Raw genomic sequence first — 21,663 nt, forward strand, 5'->3', positions numbered from 1 at the left:
GCTCTGGACTAACCTCCACTAGTCGATTGCGTTTCATCTTTGACACACCTTTATTTGTAGTAGGGAGCACCAGCACATGCAACTCGGGATCATTGGACTGGGCCGCATGGGCGGCAATATTGCGCGGCGCCTGATGCTCAATGGGCACACCACCGTCGTGTATGACCGCAATGCCGCTTTTGTCGAAAACCTGAGCCAGGAAGGCGCAACGGGGGTCGCGGATTTGCCGGCACTGGTCGCCGGCCTGGAAAAACCGCGAGCGGTCTGGGTCATGCTGCCCGCCGGCGCACCCACCGAAGACACCATCACCGTGCTGAGCGAGTTGCTGGAGCCGGGCGACGTCATCATCGATGGCGGCAACACGTACTACAAGGACGACATTCGCCGCGCCCAGGCGCTCTCGGAACAAGGCTTGGGCTACATCGACGTCGGCACATCCGGCGGCGTCTGGGGCCTTGAGCGCGGCTATTGCATGATGATCGGCGGTGACGTCGAAGTCGTGAAGCGCCTGGACCCGTTGTTCGCCAGCCTGGCGCCGGGCATGGGCGATATCCCACGCACTCGCGACCGCAAGTCCGACGACGACCGCGCCGAACGAGGCTACATCCATGCGGGCCCGGCCGGTTCCGGTCATTTCGTCAAGATGATCCACAACGGTATCGAATACGGAATGATGCAGGCCTTTGCCGAAGGCTTCGATATCCTCAAGACCAAATCCAGCGAGAGCCTGCCGCCAGAGCAGCGTTTCGACCTGAACCTGGCCGATATCGCCGAAGTCTGGCGCCGTGGCAGCGTGGTTTCGTCCTGGCTGCTGGACCTGACCGCCGACGCATTGGCCAGCGATCCGAAGCTGGATGGATTTTCCGGTGAAGTCGCCGACAGCGGTGAAGGGCGTTGGACCATCGAAGCCGCCATCGAGCAAGCGGTGCCGGTACCGGTACTGTCCAGTTCGCTGTTCGCACGTTTCCGCTCCCGCCAGCAAGCCACCTATGGTGACAAGATGCTCTCAGCCATGCGTTTCGGCTTCGGCGGCCATGTGGAGACGCCGAAAAAATGACCTCGATCGGCAGGAAATCCAAGGCAGAACCCGCGCCACCGACCACGCTGTTCCTGTTCGGTGCCCATGGTGACTTGGTCAAGCGTCTGCTGATGCCGGCGCTTTACCATCTCAGTCGTGACGGGCTGTTGGGTGATGGCCTGCAGATCGTCGGTGTCGACCACAACGCTATCAGCGATGTGGACTTTGCAAAAAAACTCGAGGATTTCATCCGTAACGAAGCGGCGAGCAAGGGCGGCGATGCCGACCGCGCACTCGATCCGGCGCTGTGGGCCAAGCTGGCCCGGGGCATCAGTTATGTCCAGGGTGACTTTCTCGATGACAGTACCTACCAAGCGCTGGCGGCGAAAATCGCCACCAGCGGCACCGGCAATGCGGTCTTCTACCTGGCGACCGCGCCACGTTTTTTCAGTGAAGTGGTTCGTCGCCTCGGCGCGGCCGGGCTGCTTCAAGAGAAGGATGACGCCTTCCGGCGCGTGGTGATCGAGAAGCCGTTCGGCTCCGACCTGCAAACCGCCGAGGCGCTCAATACCTGCCTGCTCAAGGTCATGAGCGAGAAACAGATCTATCGGATCGACCATTACCTGGGCAAGGAGACGGTGCAGAACATTCTCGTCAGCCGCTTCTCCAACAGCCTGTTCGAGGCGTTCTGGAACAACCACTACATCGACCACGTACAGATCACCGCTGCCGAAACGGTCGGCGTGGAGACCCGGGGCAGTTTCTACGAGCACACTGGCGCGTTGCGAGACATGGTTCCCAACCACTTGTTCCAGTTGCTGGCAATGGTAGCCATGGAGCCGCCGGCCGCGTTCGGCGCCGATGCCGTGCGTGGCGAGAAGGCCAAGGTGGTGGGGGCGATCCGGCCCTGGTCGGTGGAGCAGGCCCGGGCCAACTCGGTGCGCGGCCAGTACACCGCAGGCCAGGTAAATGGCCAGTCTGTCAGTGGTTACCGCGAGGAAACCAACGTAGCGCCCGATAGCAATACCGAAACCTACGTCGCCCTTAAGGTCATGATCGACAACTGGCGCTGGGTAGGCGTGCCCTTCTACCTGCGCACCGGCAAGCGCATGAGCGTGCGCGACACCGAAATCGTCATCTGCTTCAAACCGGCGCCTTATGCGCAGTTTCGCGACACCGAAGTCGACGAATTGCAACCCACGTACTTGAGAATCCAGATTCAGCCCAACGAAGGCATGTGGTTCGACCTGCTGGCCAAACGGCCAGGGCCGGCCCTCGACATGGCCAATATCGAGTTGGGCTTTGCCTATAAGGACTTCTTTGAAATGCAGCCGTCAACGGGTTACGAGACCTTGATCTACGATTGCCTGACGGGCGACCAGACGCTGTTCCAGCGCGCCGACAATATTGAAAACGGCTGGCGTGCGGTGCAGCCGTTCCTCGATGCCTGGCGTGAGGACGCCGCTGTCCAGCCGTACCAGGCCGGGGAAGACGGTCCGACCGCCGCCCACGATCTGCTGACTCGCGACGGTCGCGTCTGGCATGGCCTCGGATGAGTGGCCAGCCGAAACACCCCATCCGTTTTTTGCTCAGCGACATGGATGGCACGCTGCTGCTGCCCGACCACAGCCTGAACCAGCGCACCATCGAAGCGGTCCGCTCGTTACGCGAGGCCGGTGTGCTGTTCAGCCTGGCCACCGGGCGTCCGCCCCGGGCCATGTTGCAGCAGATCGAAGCCCTGGGCGTCGATTTGCCGACCGCGGCCTTCAACGGTGGCACGCTGGTGCACCCGGACGGCAGTTTCCTTGCCGTGCACTACCTGCCACCCGAAGCGGCACTGAGCACGCTGGCCCTGTACGCCGATCAGCCGGGTATTGAGGTCTGGGTATTTGCCGATGGCGATTGGTTGGTACGCGATGCCAACGGCCCCATGGTGCCAGTTGAAACGCGTGGTCTAGGTTATCCGCCCGTTCAAGTGCAGAGCTTCGAGCCTTACCTGGAGCGTATCGACAAGATCGTCGCGACCAGCGCCAACACCGATCTGCTGGTGGAGCTCGAGGCTCGGTTGCATCCGCTGCTCAAGGGCCAGGCCCAGGTGTCGCGCTCACAACCGATCTATCTCGACGTGACGGCCATGAAGGCCAACAAAGGGCAAGCCTTGTCGACCCTGGCTGACTTCTTGGGCGTGCCGCTGGAACAGACGGCTGCGATGGGGGACGGCGGCAACGACCCGGCGATGTTCCACCGGGCGGGCTTCTCGATTGCGATGGGTCAGGCGGAGGAGGCGATCAAGCGCCAGGCGGACGTGGTTACCGCAGCCAACACCGAGGATGGCGCGGCATTGGCGATCGAGCGGTACATCCTGCCGGAATAACGTCACTTTGTTTCCATGAGGTTGTAAGACAACTGCCCGCACGCCTGAGTATTGGGTAGAATCCGGTGCTGATCGGACTACGGGAGGACACAATGGGGAACAGCTCAACTCAGGGCGGCGATGCGCGGGCGGCCACGCCACTCGAACGCTTCATGCAATCGGAATCATCAGGCGGCATCGTGCTCATGCTTTCGGCGCTCGCTGCGCTGATCGTGGCTAACAGCCCGCTGTTCGCAAGTTATACCAACGCACTGCATGCATCTTTTCTGGGCATGTCCGTCGAGCATTGGGTCAATGATGCGTTGATGGCCGTGTTCTTTCTGTTGGTAGGGCTCGAAATCAAGCGCGAGATGCAGATAGGGGAGCTGGCCAAATGGAGCCAGAGAGCGCTGCCGGGTTTCGCAGCGCTGGGGGGCATGATTGTGCCCGCCCTTATCTATGCCTGGGTCAACAGGAGTTCTGCTGAAACGTTGGCGGGTTGGGCCATCCCGGCTGCCACCGATATCGCGTTTGCGCTGGGCGTGCTCTCGTTGCTGGGCAACCGAGTGCCGATGTCCCTGAAGGTCTTTCTCTCCGCGCTCGCCATTCTGGATGACTTGGGTGCGGTCGCGATCATTGCCGTCTTCTATAGCGCTGGCCTGGATGTAACCATGCTTGTGGCATCCGCCGCGGTGATCGCTGTGCTGCTGGTCATGAACAAGGCCGGGGTCATCCGGCTGTTGCCCTATCTGGTGCTAGGGGCGGTGCTGTGGGTGCTGGTGCTCAAATCTGGCGTACACGCCACGCTGGCGGGTGTCGCACTTGCTTTTTGCATCCCACTCAACAAAGACGCTGATGAAGCGAAGTCTCCGTCGCTCCGGCTTGAGCGGCGGTTATCGCCATGGGTTGCTTTCGTCGTGATGCCCATTTTTGGCTTTGCCAATGCTGGCGTATCCCTGGCCGGCGTGTCTTTGAGCAGCCTGCTTGATCCCGTGCCACTGGGCGTCGCTGCAGGACTGTTGCTGGGTAAGCAGATAGGCGTCTTCACCTTCGCGCTGGTGGCGATCAAGACCGGCCTGGCGCAAATGCCGACCCACAGTTCGTGGCGGCAAGTGTATGGGGTGGCGTTGTTGTGCGGGATCGGGTTCACGATGAGCTTGTTTATAGGAAACCTGGCGTTCCCCGGTTCCCAGCTACTCATTGATGAGGTCAAGGTTGGCGTATTGGCCGGTTCTACCCTGGCTGCACTCGCAGGCATCCTGGTGCTGCGTTTCTGCGCTTCTTCGAAGGCATGAGCAATGCCCGCCTGATGGCGGGCCTTCCGGCTTTCATGAACTTGATCGAGGACAAGGGGAAACCGGGGCAGTGCTTAGGCCCAATATCGCATCACGACGGCCTTTGGGCTGCCGTGCAACGAGTAACCGCCTACCAGTATTTTCCCATCGGCTTGTGCGGCCACGGACGTAGCGGTATCGAGACTGTAGCCGAGCCGAGTGCGGACCCAGCCCTGGCCCCGGCCAAAATTCGGGTCGAGATGGCCGTCCGACAGGTGTCGGGCCAGGACGAAATCGGCCTCGATACTACCGATGGTTGCACCGGCGGTCAGCACCTTTCCGTCCGGTTGGATCTGCGCTGCCATCCATTGACTGGCATTGCTGCCAAACGCCAGGAGGCGGCACTGGCTCTCGCTGGACCCCGGGGCCGGTTGTCCATCCTGGCGAATTTTCAGCGACAGGCAATGCATCGGGTCTCGGCTGCTGCCGAACGCCTGCAAGTCACCGTTCCCGTGCTGGACCACTTGGCTGATCATTACGCTGCGGCCTTGGGCTGCGACGGACAGGAAGCCATCCTCACCAAAGCTGTCATCGAGCTTGCCGGTGGAATCGTAGCGCACCACCAATCCGCGCTGGGGCAAGTCGATGGCACCGCCTGCGATGACGCTGCCGTCTGTCTGCAGGCTCAGGCAGCCCAACCAGGTATTTTTCAGCAGCCGCCGGACCATCACGAAACCGCGACTGTTGAACGAGCGGTCCAGTGAGCCGTCGGGCAACAGGCGGATCAGCACGCCGACATGATCGGACATCTGGAAATGATGGTTGGCCAGCAAGAGTATCCCGCCATCGGCCTGCACTTGGATGTCGCAAGCCTCCATCCCAGGCACGCCGGGCGGCAGCCAGGGATCACGCAACCCTTGGGAAAGATTGCCGCACAGCCGGACGACCTGTCGCCCGGCCTCGCCGAAGCCTGGGACGGCACGGCCATGCGGGTCGAACAACGCCAGGGCGGGAAGGGTATGGTCGGCCCCTTCGTAGTGCAGGCCTGACAACAGGATATTTCCATCGGGCAGTTCAATGACTTTGCCCGCTGTGGCTTCGCAACCCTTTTCAAACGACCCGACCACGTAGCCTTGGGCCGCGAAGCTCTTGTCTATCGAGCCGTCCGCATTGAGTCGCGTCAGGCCGAAGCGGCAACCCTGGGGCGTATCGACCCGGGCTGCCAACAAGATCCGGCCAGCCTGGTCAATGGCCAGCCCGGTGGTGAGGCTTGAAGTGTCGTCGGCAAAACGAACCCAGGCTTTGCCGGCACCGGCAAAGCCTGAATCGAGTTGACCGGGATAGGTCGCGGGTGTCGCAAGCACGAGTGCGGATTGATCGAACATGCAGGCCTCTCCTTGCGCATCGACCGTCCCGAAGAGGGAAGTGATTGCATGACGCCAGACATTCAATCCGCGAATCTGATAATGCACAACTGTCAGGTCTTACAGTTGTGAGGACAATTCGTGCCGAAACAGTGGCTTTTCAATCCAGTACCAAGCCGGCAAATCATTACCGGCTGGCAGGAAGTGTTTATTCAGGCATGGACCAGGATTGCAGTTTGTAACCTTCCTGGCTCAATTCAGCGCGCGCCTGTTTCAACAGGTCGGCCAGTTGGGCCGGGTCGGTGTAGGCGCTGCTTGGAATCTGAGTGCGACCAATGTGCGTATTGGTGCGGTCGATGACGGTCAGGCTCAGTTCGCCGTTACCGTCTTGTGGAGCCCAGGCCACGCATTGGAAAGGACGGAATGCGCGGTCGGCAATCAAAAGAGCTTCGTTGATACGGAGCGGGGCGTTCATGGCGTTATCTCTCAAAGGTGCCCATTCAAATGATGTGCCGTCGGTTGGGCGTACCGTGCGGCTGGTTACTTGTACTGATGTCCCGAACCGGGGCACAGGTCACACAATCTCCAAATAAATTTCGATTTTCTTTCAGACCAGGGTTTTTCGCTTTTGTTTGAAAGCTTGCTGAAAGATTCAAGTAAGCGGCAACTAACGAAACGCCGCCTTATAACCACTTTCAGCGTTCTTCGATAATCAATTGATACAAGCAGCCGTCAACTTCTTGCTACTGTTACATGCAGGTTCGCCAAACGACTGTTTCTACTCATATTTCTTATTTTTGGCGCCAAGGATCAGTCATGATCGAAGCCAGTACGTCACGTCGTCTGCTCGTGGTTGATCCCTGCGATGATTGTCATCGCTTGTTGCCCGGTCTGCGGACGGTGGGCTGGGACGTCGAGAGTTGCGCCCTTGAGCATGCCGGGGACCGGACATGCGACGTCGGTCTGTTGCGCTTGCAACCGGCACATCTGGAGCGCCCCGAAGCGGTCAAGGAACTGATCAGCCGCAGCGGCACCGAATGGATCGCCGTGCTCAACCAGGAAGTGCTGCGCCTGAAGAATGTCGGCGATTTTGTCTGCGAGTGGTTTTTCGATTTCCATACCTTGCCGTTCGACGTGTCCCGGGTCCAAGTGACGCTGGGCCGCGCATTCGGCATGGCACGCCTGCGGGGGCAGGGCTCGATTCACGTTGATGAGCCTGAACACGAACTGCTGGGCGACAGCAAACCCATCCGCGAATTGCGAAAATTATTGGCCAAGCTGGCGCCCGCCGAATCACCGGTATTGATTCGTGGTGAAAGCGGCACCGGCAAGGAACTGGTCGCCCACACGTTGCATCGCCAGTCTCATCGGCGTAACAAACCGTTCATTGCGATCAATTGCGGAGCGATCCCCGAACACCTGATCCAGTCTGAATTGTTTGGCCATGAAAAGGGCGCTTTCACCGGCGCCCACCAGCGCAAGATCGGGCGAATCGAAGCGGCGCATGGCGGCACGCTGTTTCTCGACGAAGTCGGCGATCTGCCGCTGGAGCTGCAAGCCAACCTGCTGCGTTTCCTCCAGGAAAAACACATTGAGCGAGTGGGCGGCAGCCAGCCAATCCCGGTCGATGTGCGCATACTGGCCGCGACTCATGTGGATCTGGAAGCGGCGATCGTGCACAGGCGTTTTCGCGAGGATTTGTACTATCGCTTGAACGTCCTGCAAGTGGTCATGGCGCCATTGCGTGAACGCCATGGCGACCTGGCGATGCTTGCCAGCCATTTTTCGCATTTCTACAGCCATGAAACCGGTCGCCGTTCTCGCAGCTTCAGCGAAGATGCGCTGGTGGCGATGGGCATGCACGACTGGCCCGGCAATGTGCGAGAGCTGGCCAACCGGGTTCGACGCGGCCTGGTGCTGGCGGAGGGGCGGCAGATTGAAGCCCGAGACCTGGGCCTGGCCAGCCGTCAAGGCGTGACTGCGCCGATGGGCACCCTGGAAGACTACAAGACCCGCGCCGAGCGCCAGGCGCTGAGCGATGTGCTCAACCGCCACAGTGATAACTTGAGTGTGGCGGCCAGGGTGCTGGGCGTGTCGCGACCGACTTTTTATCGGTTGTTGCACAAGCATCAGATCCGCTGAATCCACCTTGCCCGTTCCCCTGAGGAACGGATATCGAACCCGTGATCGATACGCCGGTGAAATCCTTGAAACAAAGCCCCGTTATCGGGGCTTCGTTCCACGTGATTACATGCAGGCTTTGCAGCTGGCAGCAATGGCCATCGAGTGACTCGGCTGGTCGTCCACGCCGGTCGACACGTTGGCTTCGCCATTGCCAGAGACGTTGTTCACGGCGGCCCTGTTCAAGATCGCGTTCTTCCAGCCATCGAGAGTCAACACTTGCGGGGTGTTGTTGCCGACAAGTTCGAACGTGCCTGTGTCGGAAATCCTGCCGGCGTAATGGCCGCCGCCGTAGCCGCCCCGATGGTCCCAACCGCCGTCCTCCTGGTCGATCATTACACTACCGTCGTTGTCCTGTTCATCCAGCACTGTGGCCCCGGCGCCGGCGGTGCTGGGGGGCAATTGATCCTGCGACGCCCCTTGATGGTTGCAATGGCCGTTGCCGTTGCTGTTACCACCTGCCTGTGCAGCCATTGCCATGACAGCGGTGAGAGCGAAAGCCAATGGTTTTAGCGCCATTGTAGGTTCCATGGTGTGTCTCCTTGCATGTCGATGGTTAAGTGTGGGTGTTTTCTTATGTGCTGCGCCGGGTGAGTCGGCGCCCCCGGATGCGGTGTCAGCCAGGCGGGTTCCCCAGCCTGGCGCTCTGGCTCATCTGGATGACCCATTGGTTGCGGGGGAAGGCTTTATCTGCGATTTAGAGACCCGGCATGGGGAAGAGCAGGTGTTGTGCCGCTTCAGGAAAAGTACATGAATTCAATGGCTTGAAAGATGTGGAGGGCGCTCGTGGCGAAATCTGTCTCATCGCTGAGACAACCCTCGCGCGTGGCGAGGGGCCAGCTGCCATCAAATGGCTATGCTTAGGCCTTTACGCGGAGTGTTTCAGTGACTTGACAGTCATGGGCGCAATGATCGCAGGCGCGGCGGGGGTGGGGTTTGAGGCGGTCGTGATGTTTCAAGGATGAAACACGATCAGGCCTGGAGCAACCGGGACACGGCCGTGAGCACGTGCTCACGACGTTCTGCCCAACCGCCACCGATCTTCAGGAACGGTTGCCGATGGCGAACCAGCCAATCCTCCATCGTCTCGAAGAACATCACACGTTCGTCCAGCGCTGGCTGGCAGCGCAGGCCATCGCCGACCCATTCGACCTGCTCGGGGCTGAGCAGCAGGTGCAGATCGTAATGGCGCGCCAGCAAGGCCGGTTCGAGCCAGTCCGGGCAATCGCCGAAGAGGGTCCGGCTCCAGAGAATATTGCTCAGCAGGTGGGTGTCGAGGATCAGCAACGCGGGCTGCCTGGCGCGGGCCGCGTCTTCCCAGGCCAGTTGTCCGGTAGCAATGTCGGTGATGTCGGCCAGGCAGGTATCACGCTGGGTTCGTTGCATGAAATGGCGCACGTACTCATCCACCCGCACGCCACCGAAGTGCGCCTCCAGCTGCCCCGCCAACCAACTCTTGCCGCTGGATTCCGGGCCGGTCAGCACCACCACTTTCATGTGCGCAGTGCCGGGTCGGCGCGCCACTCCCGCCAGCCTTGCACGGCCAGCAGGGTGAACAGGGCATAGAGCGCGGCGGTAAGGTGCAGGCCTTTGTAGATGAACAGGCCAACAAAAATCACATCCAGGACGATCCACAGCGGCCAGCACTGCACGCGTTTGTGCGCCATCCACCATTGGGCGACCAGGCTGAAACCGGTGAGCGCCGCGTCGAGCCAGGGTTGGGCGGCATCGGTCCAGTGCGCCATGGCGCCTCCCAGCAGCAAGCTGCCCGCCGCCCCGATGGCCAGGCCCAGCAACACCGAGGGCCCGCCGAGGCGCGTCACCTGCCGCCCGTGATGGTGGCCGCCAGCGCGGGTCCACTGCCACCAGCCGTACAGTTGCAGCACGGCGTAGACCCCTTGCAGCAGCATGTCGGAGTACAACTTCACCTCGAAGAAAATCCAGCTGTACAGCAGCACCATGACCAAGCCGATCGGCCAGCACCAGGGATTCTGCTTGACGGTCAACCAGACAGCGATCACGCCGAGGGCTGCGGCAAACAGTTCAAGCCCGGACATGGTTGTTCCTTGGGGAAGTCGGAAAGGGCGGGGATTGTAAACGTAATGACGCGGGCAGCTCCAATACCAATGTGGGTTGGCGTGGCGAGGGAGCTTGCTCCCGCTGGGCTGCGTAGCGGCCCTTTGGAGCGCCAGCCCGGTCAAGCGGGAGCAAGCTCCCTCGCCACGGTGAATCACAACAGTGTCCAGTGAGCATCAGCCCCTATAGGCGCGCTGACTACTCTTAGACCCGAAACTGCTTGAGCAGCCCGTTGAGCTGTTCGCTCAGCCCTTTGAGGCGCGCGCTGGCCAGGCTCGACTGTTCCGCCGCCACCGCGGTGCTGTGGGACAGGCCAGCGGCCTGGGTGACGTTCTGGTTGATGTCTTCCACGACGTGGGCCTGTTGCAGGGTGGCACTGGCGATAGAGGCGTTCAGGCTGTTGAGGTTGCGCAGGGCCTGGCCGATGGCGTTAAGGCTCGCGCCTGCCAGGCCGGCCTGCTCGATGGTCAGTTGCGAGGCGCGGCTGCTGTCACTGATGACTTTCACGGCGGCTTCGGAGTGATTTTGCAGACGCTCGATCATGGCCTGGATTTCGGCGGTGGATTTTTGTGTGCGCTGGGCCAGCAGGCGCACTTCATCGGCCACCACGGCAAACCCGCGGCCCTGTTCACCGGCGCGAGCGGCTTCGATGGCCGCGTTGAGCGCCAACAGGTTGGTCTGCTCGGCAATCGAGCGGATCACTTCCAGCACGCTGCCGATCTGGGTACTTTCGCTGGCCAGGGTGCGGATCACTTCCACGGCCTGGTCGATGGTCTGGGAGAGGCGGTCGATCTGCTGCAAGCTGCCATCGATATTGATCTGGCCTTGCTGGGCCTGGGATTCGGCGTCGCGCATTTCGCTGGCGGCGTGTTCGGCGTTTTTCGCCACGTCCTGCACGCCGTAGGTCACTTCGTTGATGGCGGTCGCCACCAGTTCCATTTGTTGCGACTGTTGTTGGCTGCGCTGCTGGGCTTGCGCGGCGTCGTTGCCCAATTCGCTGGACGACTGGCCCAATTCACTGGCCGAGACCTGCAACTGGCTCACCACTTGGCGCAACTTGGCGGTAAAGGCGTTGAAGTGCCGCGCCAGTTGGGTGACCTCATCCTGGCCATTTGTATCGAGGGTGCGGGTCAGGTCGCTCTCGCCGCTGGCGATGTTGGCCATGGCGTTTACGGTTTCCTGTAGCGGACGGACGATGCTGCGCACGATCAAGGTCAAGAACAGGCTCATGATCAGCGTGATCGCCAAGCCGATCAAGGAGGCCTTGATCATCTGGGATTGGAACTCGGCCTGCACGTCATCCACGTACACACCCGAGCCGATGATCCAGCCCCAGGGCTCGAACAGCTTGACGTAGGAGGTCTTGCCGACGGGTGCTTCGGCTCCCGGTTTCGGCCAGAGGTAGTTGATCATGCCGGCGCCCTTGGCCTTGGCGATGGCGACCATCTCGTTAAACAGCGCATAACCGTTCGGGTCACGGATCGCCGAGAGGTTCTGGCCTTCGAGTTTCGGGTTGGTCGGGTGCATGACCATGACCGGCGTCAGATCGTTGATCCAAAAATAGTCAGTCTGGTCATAACGCAGGCCGCGCACCGTGCTCAGGGCTTGCTTCTGCGCCGCCTCGCGGGTCAGGGTGCCGGCGGTTTCCAGCCCATGGTAATAGCTCAGCACGCCACTGGCGGTCTGGACCACATGCTCGGTTTTCTCATACTTGGCCTGATACAGATCCGTGTGGATCTGCTTGAGCATGAACGCGCCCAGCGTGAACAACATCACGATGGACACGATCAGGATGAGCCACAAGCGTCGGCTGATCGATACATTGCGCAAGCTATTCATACGCTGTCACTCCGGTTTTCTTATTTTTGTCATAAACGACGATGGCACTTTAACGCTCGGTACCTGCCCGTGGTTGACCTGGGTCATGACGCGGCAGCGTTATCAGGGCTTGTCTGATAGGATTTCGGCCCCGCAGCGCAAAACCTGAGCCCGTTCTGATTTTTCATTGGTTTTTTTTGAAAGGTCGCGGTTATCGTGCAGCCGCTGCGTGCACCTGCGTACCGCTTGAATATTGATAAGGCCTGAACGAACGGGTCTTTTTTGGGGGATGAATGGATTTGTGGACTGCCTTTTCGGCACTGATTCTTGGCGTGGTCGAGGGCCTGACGGAGTTCTTGCCGATTTCCAGCACGGGGCACCAGATCGTGGTCGCTGACTTGCTGGAGTTCGGTGGCGAGCGTTCGATGGCGTTCAATATCATCATCCAGCTCGGGGCGATCCTCGCGGTGGTCTGGGAATTCCGGCGCAAGATCTTCGAGGTGGTGCTGGGCTTGCCGACCCAGCCCAGCGCCCGCCGGTTTACCGTCAACCTGCTGATCGCGTTTTTCCCCGCCGTGATACTCGGCGTACTGCTTGCCGACTGGATCCACCATTACCTGTTCAATCCGATCACCGTCGCCGCGGCGCTGGTGCTGGGTGGTTTCGTGATGCTCTGGGCCGAGAAACGCCAACACCGCGTGCACGCCGAAACCGTGGACGACATGACGTGGAAGGATGCCCTGAAGGTCGGCCTGGCCCAGTGTATCGCAATGGTTCCCGGCACCTCCCGCTCCGGAGCGACCATCATCGGCGGCCTGCTGTTCGGCCTGTCGCGCAAGACGGCCACCGAGTTTTCGTTCTTCCTGGCGATGCCGACCATGGTCGGTGCCGCGGTTTATTCGGGCTACAAATACCGCGAACTGTTCGTCCCGGCGGACTTCCCGGTGTTCGCCATTGGCTTCGTCACGGCGTTTATCTTTGCCATGATCGCGGTCAAGGGGTTGCTGCGCTTCATCGCCAGCCACAGCTACGCGGTGTTCGCTTGGTATCGGATCGCGTTCGGCCTGTTGATCCTGGCGACTTGGCAATTTGGCTGGGTGGACTGGACATCGGTCAAACCATGAACGATTCAAGCAGGCGCGCCGCGCGTCAAGCCGGCGGGCCCGTGCAGAACCTGCGATTGAAACTGGCTGTGTTTGCGTTGCTCTGCGCCTTGCCATTGTCCGGCTCGCTCTTGCTTGGGCTGCAAGGCGAATCGTGGGTGCCGATGGTCGCTTATGGCATCGTCAGTGCGGTGGCATTTTCGTTGTACTGGAACGACAAGCGCAAGGCTCGCTTCGACGCCTGGCGCACGCCGGAGAACGTGCTGCATGCCGTGGAACTGGCAGGCGGCTGGCCCGGCGCGCTGCTCGCCCAGCAGATGTTCCGCCACAAGACCCGCAAGGTGTCGTTCCAAGTGGTGTTCTGGTTCATTGTGTTGCTGCACCAGGGATTCTGGATCGACCAATTGTTCTTGGGTGGTCATCTGTTGGCATGGGTCTAGACCTCTAAGGGCGGGCTGCCCCGTTATTGCTGGTAATCCACCCGTTCATCCTCAGCCAGGATGCGAATGTTACGTCGCTCCATGACAATCAACCCACCATCCACCAACCGATGCAGAATCCGTGAAAAGGTCTCCGGCTGGATGCCCAGCTTCGAAGCCACCAGCCGCTTCGACACTTGCAACACCACCTGACCATCCCGTGGGTCGCCCTGATGCATCAGCGTGCTGTTGCAAGGCAGCCGCTTGAGTACGGCCAGGTTGCACACGTCTTCGAAAACCCGTTCCGGCAATTGGCTGAACAGATGATGACGACGCAACAGTAGAACGATGGAAGGGTGGGTCAGCATGGCGTACCTCCGCGTGCCGTCATGGTAGGGGCCCTGGGCCTCGTCGGCCTATGCCTCGGCAGGCTTACCTCGGAAGCGGGATGGGAGGCGGTCGATCCAGTTTGTCATTGCTGGTGCAAATCCGGTGGCGAGGGGATTTATCCCCGTTGGGCTGCGAAGCGGCCCTCAAACCAGACAACTCGGTGTGCCAGGAAAATTGAGTCCACTGCGATAGGACTGCTGCGCAGCCCAGCGGGGATAAATCCCCTCGCCACAAATGAATGTAGACGCCATTCCCCCTGGGGAATGACGTCCAGCGTGCGCCCGGACTCAATGCGTTCCGCGAGGAATCGTCTTGAGCAGATCTTCCGCGCTGATGTAGCCAACCACCGGCTGCGCCGTACTGCCGGGCAACGGCAGGTCAAGGATATGCCCCTTGATCTTGCCGACCACGTGCATCTCGCAGGGCTTGCAGTCGAATTTCAGCGTCAGCACTTCATCACCGTGGATCAGCTGCATCGGCGCGACCTTGGTGCGCACGCCGGTGACGCCCTTGGCCTGTTTGGGGCAGAGGTTGAACGAGAAGCGCAGGCAATGCTTGGTGATCATCACCGGCACTTCGCCGGTTTCCTCGTGGGCCTCGAACGCCGCGTCGATCAGCTTGACGCCGTGGCGGTGGTAGAAGTCGCGGGCCTTCTGGTTGTAGACGTTGGTCAGGAACGACAGGTGCGACTCCGGGTACACCGGCGGCGGGGTGGTTTCTGCCTTGCGCCCGCCCCGTGGATGGGCGGCGACGCGCGCCGCGGTCAGGGCTTCGATGACCTCGCGACGCAACGCCTTGAGCTGGGAGTTGGGGATGAAGTACGCCTGGGGCGCATCCAGCTTGATCGACGTGGCGTGGTATTCGGTGGTGCCTAGTTGGCCAAGCAGGTCTTGCAGTTGCTCCAGGGCCTGCTCTGGTTTGTTCGCCAGGCCGAAGGGACCGTCGAGGGCAACGCTGGCGCGGATACCTTCTTCGCTGGTGGCGGTCAGCTCCAGACGCTCTTCGCCCAGCCGAGCGACCCAGGCCAGGCCCACGCGGCGCTCGGCGGACGTCTTGAGCAGCGCCTGCTGCCAGTTGTGGTCGAGGTTGCGATTGAGCGGATGGTTGGGGCGCAACTGATGCATGCCAGTCGGCATCTCGTTGGGCTCGACGCGGTAGCGGTAGCGCTGCTTGCCGTCCTCATCGAGAAACTCGCCCTTGGGCTCAGCGATGTTGGCGCGGAAACCGACGACTTCACGCTTGACCAGTACGTTGAGCCCGTCGCCGTTGGACAACGGATCGAAAGTCACCACTTGCAGGTCGCGCTTGCCGACTTTTTCCACCACGCCCACCGGCACGCCGGTGAAGGTCGGCGAATCGAAGGCGCCGATGTCGATCTTGCGTTCGCTGACGAAATAGTCGGTGCTGCCACGGTGGAAGGTCTTGTCCGGGTCCGGCACGAAGAAATGCGCGGTGCGGCCGCTGGAGGCGCGGGCCAGGTCCGGGCGGTCTTCGAGCACGTCGTCCAGGCGCTGGCGATAGTAGGCGGTGATGTTCTTCACATAGCCCATGTCCTTGTAGCGTCCTTCGATCTTGAAAGAACGCACGCCGGCCTCGACCAGGGCGCGGATGTTGGCGCTCTGGTTGTTGTCTTTCATCGACAGCAGGTGTTTTTCGTAGGCGACCACCCGGCCCTGGTCATCCTTCAAGGTGTAGGGCAGGCGACAGGCTTGGGAGCAATCGCCACGGTTGGCGCTGCGCCCGTTTTGCGCGTGGGAGATGTTGCACTGGCCGGAGAACGCCACGCACAGCGCACCGTGGATAAAGAACTCGATGGCCGCGTCGGTCTCGTCGGCGATGGCGCGGATTTCCTGCAGGTTCAGCTCGCGAGCCAAGACCAACTGGGAGAAACCGGCCTGGTCGAGGAATTTCGCCCGGGCGAGGGTGCGAATGTCGGTCTGGGTACTGGCGTGCAGCTCGATCGGCGGAATGTCCAGCTCCATCACCCCCAGGTCCTGGACGATCAACGCATCGACGCCCGCATCGTACAACTGGTGGATCAGCTGGCGGGCCGGCTCCAGCTCGTTGTCGTGCAGGATGGTGTTGATCGTGGTGAACACCCGGGCGTGGTAGCGATGGGCGAACTCCACCAGCCCGGCGATATCGCTCACCTCGTTGCAGGCGTTGTGACGCGCGCCAAAACTCGGGCCACCGATGTACACGGCATCGGCGCCATGCAGGATGGCCTCGCGGGCGATGGTCACGTCGCGGGCGGGGCTGAGCAATTCCAGATGATGTTTAGGCAAGGACATGTTTTTTAGTCAGGCTGGTCACGGTCGAAGCGCGCATTGTAGCCGCGTGGCGGCCGGTCGGCACCTGCGCAAGCCTACGCAGGGCGTAATGAACCGATATGCGGTCAATCCGACCGCATCAGCCTTGCGATGCGTCGGCACTGCACCAACGATTGCGCCCGGTGTTCTTCGCCAGGTACAAAAACGCGTCCGCGGCCTTGATCAACATGGCGGGCGTCGCGTCCTCGCTATTGGGCTGACAGGTGGTGATGCCGGCGCTGATGGTCACGATTCCCAGGGGATGGTCGCCGTGTTCGATGTCCAGGGCCCTGACGGCTTCGAGGATCTGCTGCGCGACCTTGGCCGCACCGGTGTTGTCGGTATTGGGAAGCAACACGGTGAACTCTTCGCCGCCGTAGCGCACCGCCAGATCGCCCGGCCGCTTGATCGTCTCCCCGATTGCGCCAGCGATCGCCCTCAGGCAGTCGTCGCCAGCCGCATGGCCGTTGCGGTCGTTGAAGCGTTTGAAATAGTCGACGTCGAGCATGATCAGCGCCAGGGAAGAACCCTGGCGCTTGGCCAGGCGCAGCTCATCGGCCAGCGCGATGTCCAGCCGCCGACGATTGCCCAGTCCGGTCAGGCTGTCGGTCAGCGCCATGTCCCGCATGGCCTGGTGGGCGCCGCGGATCTGCTTTTCCATGGTCATGCGATAGCGCAACTGGCTCAGCACGATAAGGCCGAAACCCACGAGTATCGCGATGAGGAAAACCAGCACCAGGCCGGTCTTGAGCAGGTCCCGACGCCAGGGCGCGATGATTGATTCACGGGACAGCCCGGCCTCCACCACCAGCGGATAAGTGGTCAGGGCTCGAAAACCATACAGGCGTTCGGTGTCGTCGACGACGGCCCTGGCTTCGGCAACGCCCTGGTTGGACGTGGGCAAGTGCTCCCGGAAGATCACGCTGTTGACCAGGCTCTTGCCGATCACCGATGCAACGAAGGGTCGGCGCACCAGGATCGTTCCGCTGCGCATGGCCAGGACCAGCGCGCCTTTATCGTCGATCTTGAAATCACCGTAATAGTCAACAAAATAGCTGACCTTGACCGTCCCGAGCATCACCCCGGCAAAGGAGCCGTCGGGATTGTTCAAGCGTCGAGAGACAGGAATGATCAAGTCTTCGGTGGACCGACTCTTGATCACTTCACCGATGCGTACGCGTCGGTCCTCGTGGCTGCGGTGATACTGGAAATAGTCGCGGTCGGCGTTGTTCGCCATTTCCGGAATGACTTTTTTGTCGGTCGCCAGCCACTGGCCGTCCGGGCCATAGATGAACAAGCCGTGCAGTTGCGGCATGATCGCGGCCTGTTGCACCAGCAGCTTATGGATGCGCGGGATGTCCATGTTCTGCAGGCCGTCGCCTTCCACGCGTTCGGCGAGGGCCGCGGTGACCACGTCGACCTGGCGGATGGCGTCCTCGGCGTGTTGCGCCGTTGCCCTGGCCAGGTTCGTCACCGAATCCCGGGCAGACGCAAAGGCTGCGCGGTAATCTCGCCAGGTGCGCCAGCCTTCGACGGCCAGGAAGGCGATGACAACCACGAGCATGAAACTCACGGTCAGCCGAAATGCAGCGCCGGCCCGCACAGTTTGCTGGGAGAACGCTTCATCGGGGCTTTCGATCTTGGGCTCTGGCTGTTTGCGTCCGAGCATTGACATATCCTTTGCGCGACGGTCTGCGCGTTTCAGCGCGCAGCCTATCCTATTCGATTTCAGCACGTTAGCTAACTGCGACGAGGCAGGTACAACCGACGACACACGGTTGGGGAGGAAGGTTTCATGAAAGTTGGGGTTATTTCCGACACCCACGGCTTGCTGCGCCCCGAAGCGCTGGCGACGTTGCAAGGTTGCGAGAGAATTATTCATGCCGGTGATATTGGCAGCCCTGGGATCCTGGAAGCACTGGCGTCTATCGGCGAACTGCACGTGGTGCGGGGAAACAACGACCTGGAAGTCGATTGGGCGGCGGGCATTGCCGATTGCCTTCAGTTCGACCTTGCGGGATGGCAAGTGCTGCTGGTCCATGACATCGCCGATGTGCCCAGCGCCCTCGACCCGGAAGTAAAACTGGTGATCACCGGCCATTCCCACAAACCGCTGATCGACTGGCGCGGGGAACGGCTTTACCTCAACCCCGGCAGCGCCGGCCGGCGACGCTTCAAACTGCCGGTGACGCTGGCGCTGCTTGAGGTCAGCGAGCGGGGGCTCGAGCCGCGGATTGTCCCACTGCTGCCATGACGATCGCGGTTACCGGAAGTATTTGTCGACGTACGCCTGGATTTCCTGGCGCATGAAGCGGCCCGACTCATCCGCCCGTTCTTCCCAGCCGAACACGCAGGCGGTGACGATGCCGTCGAACCCGGTCTTGGCCAGCTCGCCGAAGAACAGGTCCCAGTCGATTTCGCCCTGGTGCATGTCCATGTGCTGGTGCACGGTCACTTTCGCCCCGGGTGGATTGGCGATGTAACGCAGGCCGGACGAGGCCTTGTGGTTGTAGGTGTCGGCAATGTGCACATGGGCGATCATTGACCCTGCGTCGGCGATCATGGCTTTCATGTCGTCGCCGAAGTAGAAGGTGTGGGGCGTGCAATAGAGGAACTTGACGTTGTCCGATCCGAGGGTCTTGAGCATGTCCAGGGCCGGGTGCAGCGTCTCGCACCAGTCTTCCGGATGAGGCTCGACGTTCAACGTGACGCCTTCGGATTCGAGGATCGGCACCAGTTCTTCCATGCTCTGCCACCAGGCGGCTTCGCTGGACTCATGGCTGTGCAGGCCCCCGCAGCAACTGACCTTGTGCCCGCGATCAGGCGACGGCCCGCGACCGAACTCCGAGTTCATGGTCGTGCAGCCCATCTCCACGGCGACCTGGATCGCTTCCTTCCAATAATTCACCGCTGCCCGGCGCTCGTCCTCGTGGGGGCTGGCCCAGCGGTACATCGGCAGCAGCGAAGCCAGTTGCAGGTTGTGGTCACGCAGGGCTTTCTTGAATTCGGCGATGCGTTCCTTATGGGCGCGCGGGCGAACCCACCACGGCAGGAAGTCTTCCCGTGGCGACAACTCCAGGTATTCGTAGCCGAGCTCGGCGGTCTTGCGGCACAGGTCCGGCAGGCTCAGGTGACGGTGCATGTAGGGATCAAGGGCGATTTTCATTGTTGTTCTCCATGGGGCAACACTCATTACTGTGGGGGTCAGTAGGCGACCCAGGCGGAATCCTGGTTGGCCGATTCAACGCAGCGCTCGACCCAGCGCACGCCTTCCACGCCTGCATCGATGTCGGGGTAGCGCAGGGCGGCCAGGGCTTCGCTGTCGCCACGGTCGGCGGCGTCCATGGCCAGGGCGAAGCGGCGATAAAGGTTGGACCAGGCTTCGAACAACCCTTCGGGATGACCGCCACCGATGCGGTCGTCCACCAGGGCCCCGGCGTGTAGGTAACCCATGCCGCGTTCCAGGATTTGCGCCGGTTGGCCCTGGACCTCGAAAGTGAGTTGGTTGGGCCGTTCGTCCCACCATTCCAGGCTGGCCCGCGAGCCGATCACGCGGATTTTCTGGCCGTGCATGGAGCCGGCATTCACCGCGCTCGACCAGACCATGCCCATGGCGCCGCCTTCGTATTCCATCAGGGTGTAGGCGTTGTCCTCGAGCGGGGCGCGGCTGGCGACGAAGCTTTGGCGGCTGCACATCAAGCGCTTGATCTTGAGGTCGGGCAGCATCACTTCGCACAGGTACAACGGGTGGGTGCCGACGTCCCCGAGCACGTAGCTCGGCCCGGCCTGGCGCGGGTCGACGCGCCACTGGGTCGCCGGGTTCTGCGACTCGACCGGTGCGCTATGGAACCCATGGGCGAACTGCATGTGCACCATGCGAATCTCCCCCAGCGCCCGCGCGGCAATCATCGCCCGGGCTTGTTCGATCAATTGATGCCCAGCGTAGCCGTAGGTGAGGCCAACGACGCGTCCCCTGGATTTGGCCAACGCACGCAAGGTTTTGGCTTCCTTCAGGGTGAAGCACAGCGGTTTCTCGCAAACCACATGCAAACCGGCCTCCAGAGCGGCGCGGGTGATGGCGTAGTGCGTGCCGTTGGGCGTGGCGATCGACACCGCCTGAATGCCGTCGGGCCGTTGCGCTTCGAGCTCGAACAGGCTGAGGTAGTCCGCGTAGCAGCGCGACGGCTCGATGCCCAGTTGTTCGCCAAACGTCCGGCCCCGGTCGGGGTCGATGTCCAGCGCGGCGGCGACCAGCTCGAAGTTGCGGTCGCGCAGGGCGGCCGAGCGGTGGATGTAGCCGATCTGGCTGTGCTCGCCGCCGCCGACCATGGCCCAGCGGATAGGGTGTGGGAGCGTTTTACTGCCGTTGATCATGGGGAAGGTCCTTGTACGGGTCAGAAACCGATGCGGGCGAGGTAGGCGTGACTGGCCGCCACGTCGTCCAGGCTGGTCCCGGCGTCGCGCGGGTCACGTTCCTGTTCGACGGTGATGCAGCCTTGGTAACCAAGTTCGTGCACGAGACGGTGCAGCGCCAGGTAGTCGATGACGCCGTGCCCGATGGGACACATCACGCCCCGGCCGCACGCCGCGAAGAAACGGATGCGCTCGTTCAACACCTGGTCGAAAACCACCGGGTCGATGTCCTTGAAATGCAGGTAGTCCAGGCGATGGGCGTAGGTGCGCAGCGACGCGACCGGGTCCATGCCGGCGTAATAGAGATGCCCGGTGTCGAGGCACAACCCGGCGACTTCGTATGGGATGTCGTCGACCAGGCGTGCCAGCTCATCGGCGAATTCGATATAGCCGCCGGCATGCGGATGGATGACGGCGCGGATGCCGTAGGCGTGCCAGGCGATGTCGGCGATGGTGCGGATGTGCGCCATCATTGCGTTCCAGCGGGCATCGTCCAGGCGTGGCGCGCGGTCCGAGTGGCCAGCGACGTAGTCGCGCTCCTCGTGGCCCCAGTCGATGATCACCAGATAGGGCCCGGCAAAGCGCTGGCCGGCTTGCTGTTCCATGGGCGGCAATTGTGTGAGCAAGCCGCAGATCGCATGGGTCTGGCGCAGCAGCTCGGCCAGGTTGGCCGGGCTCACCAGGTCGTCGAAAATCGTCCCGGCGACGACCTGCAAGGCGTTGTCCGACAAGGCCGGGTTGAGGACCCCGGCGTCCAGCGGCAAGTACCCGTAAGGCCCCAGTTCGATGCCGCGATAGCCGGCTTCGGCGGCTTCGGCGAGCACGCGTTGCCAGGGTGGCAGGAAAGGGTTCTCGACGTCATCGACGCCCCAGCAGCAGGGCGCCGTACAAATGTGGATCGTCATGCAAGCACTCCGGCTGTGTTGTTGTTATGGCCTGGCTCGA

General features: G+C 61.5%; 20 protein-coding genes. 8 read left to right on the plus strand and 12 right to left on the minus strand.

Annotated elements, in window-relative coordinates; genetic code table 11:
- The first annotated feature begins 76 nt into the window (after window positions 1-76).
- The 4 genes from gnd to nhaA all read left to right on the plus strand — a co-directional run bounded on the left by gnd (window position 77) and on the right by nhaA (window position 4,666).
- Window positions 77-1,057 (plus strand): phosphogluconate dehydrogenase (NAD(+)-dependent, decarboxylating), encoded by a 981-nt coding sequence (gene gnd / locus J3P82_RS12215; protein ID WP_434563386.1) that lies wholly within the window; start codon window positions 77-79, stop codon window positions 1,055-1,057.
- Window positions 1,054-2,574 carry a glucose-6-phosphate dehydrogenase gene (gene zwf / locus J3P82_RS12220; RefSeq protein WP_434563388.1) on the plus strand — a complete coding sequence of 507 codons (1,521 nt, stop codon included), beginning with the start codon at window positions 1,054-1,056 and terminating at the stop codon, window positions 2,572-2,574. The genes gnd and zwf overlap by 4 nt, the downstream gene beginning before the upstream one ends.
- Complete coding sequence (locus J3P82_RS12225) at window positions 2,571-3,392, plus strand: HAD family hydrolase (protein ID WP_434563390.1); 822 nt, start codon at window positions 2,571-2,573, stop codon at window positions 3,390-3,392. The genes zwf and J3P82_RS12225 overlap by 4 nt, the downstream gene beginning before the upstream one ends.
- 152 nt (window positions 3,393-3,544) lie before the next feature.
- Window positions 3,545-4,666, plus strand: coding sequence for a Na+/H+ antiporter NhaA (nhaA, locus tag J3P82_RS12230; RefSeq protein ID WP_434563803.1), 1,122 nt, complete (start codon window positions 3,545-3,547; stop codon window positions 4,664-4,666).
- 74 nt (window positions 4,667-4,740) lie between these two features.
- Here the strand turns inward: nhaA and J3P82_RS12235 are convergent, their stop codons facing one another.
- Together J3P82_RS12235 and J3P82_RS12240 are read right to left on the minus strand one after the other, a co-directional pair.
- On the minus strand, window positions 4,741-6,030 hold the full coding sequence (locus J3P82_RS12235; RefSeq protein WP_434563392.1) for a hypothetical protein: 1,290 nt from the start codon (window positions 6,028-6,030) through the stop codon (window positions 4,741-4,743).
- Window positions 6,031-6,217: 187 nt separating this feature from the next.
- Window positions 6,218-6,484, minus strand: coding sequence for a hypothetical protein (locus J3P82_RS12240; RefSeq protein WP_030142711.1), 267 nt, complete (start codon window positions 6,482-6,484; stop codon window positions 6,218-6,220).
- Window positions 6,485-6,825: 341 nt separating this feature from the next.
- On the opposite strand from J3P82_RS12240, the gene J3P82_RS12245 reads away from it, so the two are divergent.
- Window positions 6,826-8,151: a sigma 54-interacting transcriptional regulator gene (locus J3P82_RS12245; protein ID WP_434563394.1), complete on the plus strand. Its 1,326-nt coding sequence runs from the start codon at window positions 6,826-6,828 to the stop codon at window positions 8,149-8,151.
- Window positions 8,152-8,256: 105 nt separating this feature from the next.
- On the opposite strand, the gene J3P82_RS12250 is transcribed toward J3P82_RS12245, so the two are convergent.
- The 4 genes from J3P82_RS12250 to J3P82_RS12265 form a co-directional block, all read right to left on the minus strand.
- The gene (locus tag J3P82_RS12250; protein ID WP_434563396.1) at window positions 8,257-8,721 is read right to left on the minus strand and encodes a hypothetical protein; all 465 of its coding nucleotides are present in this window, start codon (window positions 8,719-8,721) and stop codon (window positions 8,257-8,259) included.
- A gap of 441 nt (window positions 8,722-9,162) precedes the next feature.
- Entirely contained in the window at window positions 9,163-9,687 is a 525-nt protein-coding gene (locus tag J3P82_RS12255) for an AAA family ATPase (protein ID WP_434563805.1), read from the minus strand.
- On the minus strand, window positions 9,684-10,247 hold the full coding sequence (gene pnuC / locus J3P82_RS12260) for a nicotinamide riboside transporter PnuC (protein ID WP_434563398.1): 564 nt from the start codon (window positions 10,245-10,247) through the stop codon (window positions 9,684-9,686). Before pnuC ends, J3P82_RS12255 begins: the two co-directional genes overlap by 4 nt.
- 223 nt (window positions 10,248-10,470) lie before the next feature.
- Entirely contained in the window at window positions 10,471-12,105 is a 1,635-nt protein-coding gene (locus tag J3P82_RS12265) for a methyl-accepting chemotaxis protein (RefSeq protein ID WP_434563400.1), read from the minus strand.
- A 272-nt stretch (window positions 12,106-12,377) separates the two neighbouring features.
- On the opposite strand from J3P82_RS12265, the gene J3P82_RS12270 reads away from it, so the two are divergent.
- Both J3P82_RS12270 and J3P82_RS12275 read left to right on the plus strand, forming a co-directional pair.
- Window positions 12,378-13,208 carry an undecaprenyl-diphosphate phosphatase gene (locus J3P82_RS12270; protein ID WP_434563402.1) on the plus strand — a complete coding sequence of 277 codons (831 nt, stop codon included), beginning with the start codon at window positions 12,378-12,380 and terminating at the stop codon, window positions 13,206-13,208.
- Entirely contained in the window at window positions 13,205-13,627 is a 423-nt protein-coding gene (locus J3P82_RS12275; protein WP_434563404.1) for a DUF1294 domain-containing protein, read from the plus strand. The genes J3P82_RS12270 and J3P82_RS12275 overlap by 4 nt, the downstream gene beginning before the upstream one ends.
- Window positions 13,628-13,650: 23 nt before the next feature.
- Here J3P82_RS12275 and J3P82_RS12280 read toward each other — a convergent pair whose 3' ends face one another.
- From J3P82_RS12280 to J3P82_RS12290, 3 genes are all read right to left on the minus strand, one after another.
- Window positions 13,651-13,974, minus strand: coding sequence for a helix-turn-helix domain-containing protein (locus J3P82_RS12280; protein ID WP_434563406.1), 324 nt, complete (start codon window positions 13,972-13,974; stop codon window positions 13,651-13,653).
- Window positions 13,975-14,283: 309 nt separating this feature from the next.
- The gene (locus tag J3P82_RS12285; RefSeq protein ID WP_434563408.1) at window positions 14,284-16,287 is read right to left on the minus strand and encodes a peptidase U32 family protein; all 2,004 of its coding nucleotides are present in this window, start codon (window positions 16,285-16,287) and stop codon (window positions 14,284-14,286) included.
- A 118-nt stretch (window positions 16,288-16,405) separates the two neighbouring features.
- Window positions 16,406-17,974, minus strand: a complete 1,569-nt coding sequence (locus J3P82_RS12290; protein ID WP_434563410.1) for a sensor domain-containing diguanylate cyclase — start codon at window positions 17,972-17,974, stop codon at window positions 16,406-16,408.
- A gap of 126 nt (window positions 17,975-18,100) precedes the next feature.
- Between J3P82_RS12290 and J3P82_RS12295 the strand changes: the two genes are divergently transcribed.
- Complete coding sequence (locus J3P82_RS12295; RefSeq protein WP_434563412.1) at window positions 18,101-18,559, plus strand: metallophosphoesterase family protein; 459 nt, start codon at window positions 18,101-18,103, stop codon at window positions 18,557-18,559.
- A gap of 9 nt (window positions 18,560-18,568) precedes the next feature.
- Here J3P82_RS12295 and J3P82_RS12300 read toward each other — a convergent pair whose 3' ends face one another.
- The 3 genes from J3P82_RS12300 to J3P82_RS12310 are packed head-to-tail and all read right to left on the minus strand — an operon-like array spanning window position 18,569 to window position 21,623.
- A complete protein-coding gene (locus tag J3P82_RS12300) occupies window positions 18,569-19,471 on the minus strand; it encodes a sugar phosphate isomerase/epimerase family protein (RefSeq protein WP_434563414.1) in 903 nt (300 codons plus the stop codon).
- 38 nt (window positions 19,472-19,509) lie between these two features.
- Window positions 19,510-20,679: a Gfo/Idh/MocA family protein gene (locus tag J3P82_RS12305; RefSeq protein ID WP_434563416.1), complete on the minus strand. Its 1,170-nt coding sequence runs from the start codon at window positions 20,677-20,679 to the stop codon at window positions 19,510-19,512.
- 20 nt (window positions 20,680-20,699) lie between these two features.
- Window positions 20,700-21,623, minus strand: a complete 924-nt coding sequence (locus J3P82_RS12310) for a TIM barrel protein (protein WP_434563418.1) — start codon at window positions 21,621-21,623, stop codon at window positions 20,700-20,702.
- Between the last annotated feature and the right edge of the window lie 40 nt (window positions 21,624-21,663).

It is taken from the genome of Pseudomonas sp. Z4-20, from assembly GCF_051131955.1.
In the GTDB taxonomy this organism is placed as follows: Bacteria; Pseudomonadota; Gammaproteobacteria; order Pseudomonadales; family Pseudomonadaceae; genus Aquipseudomonas; species Aquipseudomonas marvdashtae.

Bases quoted from the DNA above. Each gene is read 5' to 3' on its own strand.
- gnd (WP_434563386.1), top strand. From the start codon at position 77: ATGCAACTCGGGATCATTGGACTGGGCCGCATGGGCGGCAATATTGCG.
- zwf (WP_434563388.1), top strand. From the start codon at position 1,054: ATGACCTCGATCGGCAGGAAATCCAAGGCAGAACCCGCGCCACCGACC.
- J3P82_RS12225 (WP_434563390.1), top strand. From the start codon at position 2,571: ATGAGTGGCCAGCCGAAACACCCCATCCGTTTTTTGCTCAGCGACATG.
- nhaA (WP_434563803.1), top strand. From the start codon at position 3,545: ATGCAATCGGAATCATCAGGCGGCATCGTGCTCATGCTTTCGGCGCTC.
- J3P82_RS12235 (WP_434563392.1), bottom strand. From the start codon at position 6,030: ATGTTCGATCAATCCGCACTCGTGCTTGCGACACCCGCGACCTATCCC.
- J3P82_RS12240 (WP_030142711.1), bottom strand. From the start codon at position 6,484: ATGAACGCCCCGCTCCGTATCAACGAAGCTCTTTTGATTGCCGACCGC.
- J3P82_RS12245 (WP_434563394.1), top strand. From the start codon at position 6,826: ATGATCGAAGCCAGTACGTCACGTCGTCTGCTCGTGGTTGATCCCTGC.
- J3P82_RS12250 (WP_434563396.1), bottom strand. From the start codon at position 8,721: ATGGAACCTACAATGGCGCTAAAACCATTGGCTTTCGCTCTCACCGCT.
- J3P82_RS12255 (WP_434563805.1), bottom strand. From the start codon at position 9,687: ATGAAAGTGGTGGTGCTGACCGGCCCGGAATCCAGCGGCAAGAGTTGG.
- pnuC (WP_434563398.1), bottom strand. From the start codon at position 10,247: ATGTCCGGGCTTGAACTGTTTGCCGCAGCCCTCGGCGTGATCGCTGTC.
- J3P82_RS12265 (WP_434563400.1), bottom strand. From the start codon at position 12,105: ATGAATAGCTTGCGCAATGTATCGATCAGCCGACGCTTGTGGCTCATC.
- J3P82_RS12270 (WP_434563402.1), top strand. From the start codon at position 12,378: ATGGATTTGTGGACTGCCTTTTCGGCACTGATTCTTGGCGTGGTCGAG.
- J3P82_RS12275 (WP_434563404.1), top strand. From the start codon at position 13,205: ATGAACGATTCAAGCAGGCGCGCCGCGCGTCAAGCCGGCGGGCCCGTG.
- J3P82_RS12280 (WP_434563406.1), bottom strand. From the start codon at position 13,974: ATGCTGACCCACCCTTCCATCGTTCTACTGTTGCGTCGTCATCATCTG.
- J3P82_RS12285 (WP_434563408.1), bottom strand. From the start codon at position 16,287: ATGTCCTTGCCTAAACATCATCTGGAATTGCTCAGCCCCGCCCGCGAC.
- J3P82_RS12290 (WP_434563410.1), bottom strand. From the start codon at position 17,974: ATGCTCGGACGCAAACAGCCAGAGCCCAAGATCGAAAGCCCCGATGAA.
- J3P82_RS12295 (WP_434563412.1), top strand. From the start codon at position 18,101: ATGAAAGTTGGGGTTATTTCCGACACCCACGGCTTGCTGCGCCCCGAA.
- J3P82_RS12300 (WP_434563414.1), bottom strand. From the start codon at position 19,471: ATGAAAATCGCCCTTGATCCCTACATGCACCGTCACCTGAGCCTGCCG.
- J3P82_RS12305 (WP_434563416.1), bottom strand. From the start codon at position 20,679: ATGATCAACGGCAGTAAAACGCTCCCACACCCTATCCGCTGGGCCATG.
- J3P82_RS12310 (WP_434563418.1), bottom strand. From the start codon at position 21,623: ATGACGATCCACATTTGTACGGCGCCCTGCTGCTGGGGCGTCGATGAC.